This window comes from bacterium (genome assembly GCA_035527515.1).
In the GTDB taxonomy this organism is placed as follows: domain Bacteria; phylum B130-G9; class B130-G9; order B130-G9; family B130-G9; genus B130-G9.
Genome location: DATLAJ010000154.1, coordinates 1 through 5,101, shown reverse-complemented (window position 1 = coordinate 5,101; position 5,101 = coordinate 1). Strand labels below are relative to the sequence as shown.

The 5,101-nt window shown below is 57.7% G+C and carries 5 protein-coding genes; 3 read left to right on the top strand and 2 right to left on the bottom strand.

Going from position 1 to position 5,101, the window contains the following annotated elements; genetic code table 11:
- The first annotated feature begins 34 nt into the window (after window positions 1-34).
- Together VM163_12630 and VM163_12625 are read left to right on the top strand one after the other, a co-directional pair.
- The gene (locus VM163_12630) at window positions 35-1,459 is read left to right on the top strand and encodes a sugar transferase (protein HUT04724.1); all 1,425 of its coding nucleotides are present in this window, start codon (window positions 35-37) and stop codon (window positions 1,457-1,459) included.
- 58 nt (window positions 1,460-1,517) lie between these two features.
- Window positions 1,518-2,630: a hypothetical protein gene (locus tag VM163_12625; protein HUT04723.1), complete on the top strand. Its 1,113-nt coding sequence runs from the start codon at window positions 1,518-1,520 to the stop codon at window positions 2,628-2,630.
- Window positions 2,631-2,663: 33 nt separating this feature from the next.
- Here VM163_12625 and VM163_12620 read toward each other — a convergent pair whose 3' ends face one another.
- Window positions 2,664-2,786, bottom strand: coding sequence for a hypothetical protein (locus VM163_12620; protein HUT04722.1), 123 nt, complete (start codon window positions 2,784-2,786; stop codon window positions 2,664-2,666).
- Window positions 2,787-3,143: 357 nt separating this feature from the next.
- Between VM163_12620 and VM163_12615 the strand changes: the two genes are divergently transcribed.
- A complete protein-coding gene (locus tag VM163_12615) occupies window positions 3,144-4,523 on the top strand; it encodes a radical SAM protein (GenBank protein ID HUT04721.1) in 1,380 nt (459 codons plus the stop codon).
- Between the two features lie 256 nt (window positions 4,524-4,779).
- On the opposite strand, the gene VM163_12610 is transcribed toward VM163_12615, so the two are convergent.
- A complete protein-coding gene (locus VM163_12610) occupies window positions 4,780-4,992 on the bottom strand; it encodes a hypothetical protein (GenBank protein ID HUT04720.1) in 213 nt (70 codons plus the stop codon).
- Window positions 4,993-5,101 lie beyond the last annotated feature (109 nt).

Here is a 5,101-nt window from a genome sequence, read left to right as displayed (position 1 = left end):
CGTGGCAAGGTCGCTGGAAGGGTGACTGACTAAGGTGTCGCACGCAACCAGGAGGCGTGGCGTCAGTCGCTCCACGCGCACCGCTCTTGACCAGATCCTGCTCCTAGTGGGTGATGTCGCGATCGCCCTCGCCGCGTACCTCGCCGCGTTCTGGCTCCGGTCAAACTTCACCTTTTTCATATTCGATGACGTGATGCCTTCTCACCGCATCTACGACGTTGGGCACTACGTGTGGCTGCTCATCTCCGGTCAGGTGGTCATCTTCTACTTCTTTGGTCTTTACGAGCCGCTTGACGCATTTCAGGTCAGGGTCCGATTGCGACCGATAGCGGGCGCCATAACCCTCGAGACCGTCCTGCTCGCCGCCTTCTACTTCTTCCTGCGAAGCGTGCCATTCCCAAGGTCGATCTTACCCATCTTCTGGCTGCTTAACTGCACGTTCATAAGCATCTTCAGGGCCTTATCTTTCCTCGTATTGGTCAAGGGCAGGCCGAAGAAAAAGGCCATTGTCGTCGGCACATCAACCGTCGCAAGAAGCCTACTGAAACGACTCAGCGAGAACCGAAGCTACCGAATCGAGGTAGTCGGCGTTATCCGCGCACCGACCGAGACGAGCGACGAGCGTGTGATCTGTGGGTTCCCAGTCCTGGGCGACGTCTCACGCGTGCCGGACATCATCGAGGAACTTGGAGTGGATGAGGTCATGATCGCCTCGCCCAACAGTTGGCAGCAGGATTTTTTGCCGAGGTTGATGTTCTCCTCTCGCCGCTCTCACGTCTCAGTCATTCCCTCCGATTACGAGGTGCTAATCGGAAGATTACAGGATTTCAGAATATCAGATGTGCCGCTAATCGAGATTGAATCAGCGCTGAAGCCCGCATTTCAACTCGCGATCAAGCGTGTCACCGATAGCACATTGTCCCTGGGCCTTTTTCTCGTCCTCTTGCCGTTTTTTCTGCTCATTGGCCTCCTTGTAAAAACCACCTCAAAAGGCCCCGTCTTCTACAAGCAGGAACGGATGGGCAAGGCCGGCAACCCCTTTAGGATAATCAAGTTCAGAACCATGGCCCACGATGCGGAGCGAGCAACCGGCCCGGTCCTGTCAAACAGCAGCGACAACCGCATCACTGGGATCGGGCGCATCTTGAGAAAAACCAGGCTGGATGAGCTGCCGCAGCTGTTAAACATCATCAAGGGTGAGATGAGCTTCGTGGGACCCAGGCCAGAGAGGCCCGTCTTTGTTGAAGAGTACTCGCAGCGGATACCTGGCTACTCGCAGCGGTTCTCAGTGCTTCCCGGAATAACCGGCCTCGCCCAAATACACGGCGGATACGCGACGATCCCTGAGATCAAGATCAAATACGACCTGGGCTACATCCAGAACTTCTCGATCTGGCTTGACCTGTTCATCATCATGGAAACGTTGAAAGTAATCCTAGTGGGCAACGGGTCCCGCTGAGCGCACCAGCGAGGGCCTCAGCCGCGCAGGGATGGCATCGGTTATAGGACTAGATAGAATGAGCGAGGACGAGCATGCACACCAGGTCGAAGAACCAGCCGTGAAATCTGAATCGCCCGAGAAACTCGAATCTGACGGCCAGGCGGATGACACGCTTCAATACGGATCGTCTGCGCTTGCTATCGCCTCGATCGTATTCGGCGGTTATCTGACGTTGACAGGACTGCTAGGCTGTGCCTGGCCCTGGCCTGTTCTGGAAGTCGCCGTGTCCCATGCGCCCATCCTTGTCTTTCCATGGATAATGAACGTCGTCGCGATCTGCCAGCTGCGTCGTCGTCGAGTCCCGCGGCGGTGGCTCGTGCTCTCAACCGCGATACTAGGAGTTGGGCTGTTGCTCCTGTTGACGCCGTTGCTCCTTAGGCGCAGTTGCTGGGATATCGCCTGGATGCTCGGGCGCATTGGGTTTGGCGTCCTTGTCGTGAGTATCGCCATCAACAACATATTGATCTGGGCACGAAAGAATCGGGGTGATTCCCATGCTGTGGCCGAAGTCGCAGGCATGACTTTGGCTCTAGCTGGTCTCATCTTTATACTTATCCCTTCGTTTTACGCTCACACCCTGCTGTTGCCGAGGCTGCCCCGTGACGACAGTCCTACTCGAGCTCTCAGCGATTGCCGGAACATAAGCACTGCCATTCTCCTCTTTCACAAGGACACCGGGATGTGGCCGATGTTTGTGTCTGCCGATCACGGCCCCGATTCCAGTCTCGACTACCTATATGGGAATATGGGCGGTATGCCGGGCTTGACAAAGGAGGCGTCGGAATCCTGGGGCAGCCGGTCGGAGGATATGTATTTCATTCTCGTCACGAATGGAAGGACACAGCCCTGGTATCAGTACGGTCGCGAATTCAGCAGGGACGAGCGCGATGCGTATCTAAAGGCCGGCAAAGCAGTCCCTCCCGCCGGTGGGTGGACTGGCCCGTATCTACCCTACGTGACCGATGATCCGTGGGGATATGCCTACCTTGTGTCCGTTAGCGGCTTCGAGGGCGGCATGAGGCCTGAGAACCACGTCTGGTGCCTGAGCGCGGGACCCAATCACATTGTGGATACTCCCGCGTGGGCAACCGAGACGCACGGCGACGATGTCGGTTACCGACACGAGTAGCCAATCGTGTCGCAAGTTTGTCGCAAGTTCCCCCTATCCCTTCAGTCGATGAAGCAGCTGGTTCGTCGCCCCTTCCGAAACGAGTAAGCCTCCTTGTTTGACCTCGGCGAGCTGCGTGGTCAGCCCATCGACAAAATACTCCAGCCAACCCGTCATATCCATCCCGCTTCCCCGGACGCTTCGGATGGCACGGTAGAACGGGGCGCGGTCCCGGTCGTAGAACTCGCTGATGGTGAAGAGCCTCTTGAAACCGTATCCCGCCCCGCGAGGTCTGGCGTCGTAACGACGGCTGGATTCAGTTCTGCGCCTGGAGCCGTTGAGGGGGTCCCGGTGTTTATGATATATAGTATCCGTCTGTTAGGATTTCTTTTGGGAGGTGGCGCGAGACTCAAAGCCAAAACCTCAGCTCAGTGGATGGTGCAGAACGTCTGCAATGGAGACCGTGAGACTTTCGTTGGAAGTGGGACCAAACTTTTCGTCCTCGTGGATTACACGTATCAGTAGGAATACGCCATGCGCCTGTATCTAATCAATCCCTCCAATCCGCTCGTCAGAATCGTCAGAGTCAAAGAGAACCGCTGGAACCGCTATCGCGTCTGGAAGCCACTCGGGCTCATGGTTCTCGCGGGCCTGACCCCGCCGGAGTGGGAAGTCACGATCCTGGACGAGAACCTTGGCGTGCCTGACTATTCGGCGATGCCGCGGCCGGACCTTGTGGGCATCACCGCATTCACTTCCCAGGCCAACCGAGCCTACGAGGTGGCCTCGCAATTCCGGCGCCTGGGGGTGCCCGTGGTCATGGGAGGCATTCACGCGAGCGTCTGCGAGGACGAGGCTTTGGAACGCGTGGACTCGGTCGTTACCGGGGAAGCCGAGGCCGTCTGGGCGCAGGTCCTGGAAGACGCTCGGCATGGCTGCCTGAAGCGCCGGTATTCCGGAGGGTTCGCCGACATAAACAAGGTCCAGCCCGCCCGGCACGATCTGCTGGCCACGGGCTACGCATGCGGCGCCATTCAGACCACGCGCGGCTGTCCTTTGAACTGCAGCTTTTGCAGCGTTTCGACGTTCAATGGGCTCCAGTATCGCCTGCGGCCCATTCCGGATGTCGTAAAGGAATTCCAGTTGATTCGTGAGAAGCAAGTTCTGGTCGTGGACGACAACCTCATCGGCACGCGCCCCGAAGACCTCGCCCGCGCCAAAGACCTGTTTCGAGCCTTGATTCACGCGGACCTGCACAAGGAATGGATTGCCCAGGCCACCATCAACTTCGCCGACGACGAAGAACTCATGGCGTTGGCCGCGAAGGCCGGGTGCAGGGGCGTTTTCATCGGCTTTGAGTCCCCAACAGAGGAAGGCCTCCGTGATCTCGGCAGGAAATACAATCTGCTGAAGGGCCGGGATTCCCGCGACTCGGTGAGGCGCATACAGCGGCACAATATCCTAGTCGTGGGGTCGTTCATTGTCGGTCTGGACACGGACGAGGCGGGTATAGGCAGGCACATCGCCGACGTGGCCCGTCGGTACGGCATGGACTATCTCAACGTGTTGTTCCTGACGCCTTTGCCCGGCACGCGTCTGTGGGATAGGATGGAATCAGAGGGCCGCATTGTCCTCGATGGGTTTCCGGAGGACTGGAAGTATTACACGCTGACTTTCCCAGTGGCCCGGTACACGCACCTGTCTCTGGATGAAGTTATTAAGGAGATGATCTCCTGCGACCAGGGCTTCTATTCAATACCACACCTCATGCGCAGAGTGTGGAGGAACCTGTGGCGATGGCGCAACCCGTTCATCACCTTGGTGGGCAATCTCTCGTACAGGAGTAACTCTCGCCTGGCCGGCAAGGCATACGTGGACTTCAAGTGCCAGCAGGGCCAAAGGTACATCAATTGACGAGGGCCGTTGCACACGAAGATGAGGCATCTAAGGGAACAAGCGCTGCCCAGAGCCGCCATCAACCGGGATTCCCCTGTTCGGCGGCCTAAAAGGCGCATGTCGCAAGTCGTGTCGCAAAGATTGTCGCAAAGATTGTCGCAAACATGTCGCAAACCTGCTGGACCTCGTGTCACAGCTCGGTGTCACAGCTTGTCATAGCTTGTCACACTGATTGCGTGGGAGGCATGCAATGATGCTGGGAAGGAGACGAGAACTACGGAACCTGCTGAAGGTGAGACCATACCTCGTCTTCCTCCGGTCGGTTCCAGTCCTCACCAAGTGCCTGCTCGCTCAAGAGAGCCGTCTCGGAGACATCGGGCTCGTCAATTATGGTCACGATCGCCCGACATCCACGCGTCAGGTGGACGGGCTCCCGTAACCGGACCTTTCCGTCCGGCCCGATCGTCGCCTCAACTGATTTCAGCATGATATGATCACCTCCACGCCTCCAGCACCAACCGCCGCGTCCGGAACTCGCCGAAACGCCTGATTTCCTTCTCCTTCAGGACGCGGAATGTCTCGCCGGCGAGTAGTGC

Coding starts and splice junctions, on each gene's coding strand:
- VM163_12615 (HUT04721.1), top strand. CDS start 3,144: ATGCGCCTGTATCTAATCAATCCCTCCAATCCGCTCGTCAGAATCGTC.
- VM163_12625 (HUT04723.1), top strand. CDS start 1,518: ATGAGCGAGGACGAGCATGCACACCAGGTCGAAGAACCAGCCGTGAAA.
- VM163_12620 (HUT04722.1), bottom strand. CDS start 2,786: ATGACGGGTTGGCTGGAGTATTTTGTCGATGGGCTGACCACGCAGCTC.
- VM163_12610 (HUT04720.1), bottom strand. CDS start 4,992: ATGCTGAAATCAGTTGAGGCGACGATCGGGCCGGACGGAAAGGTCCGG.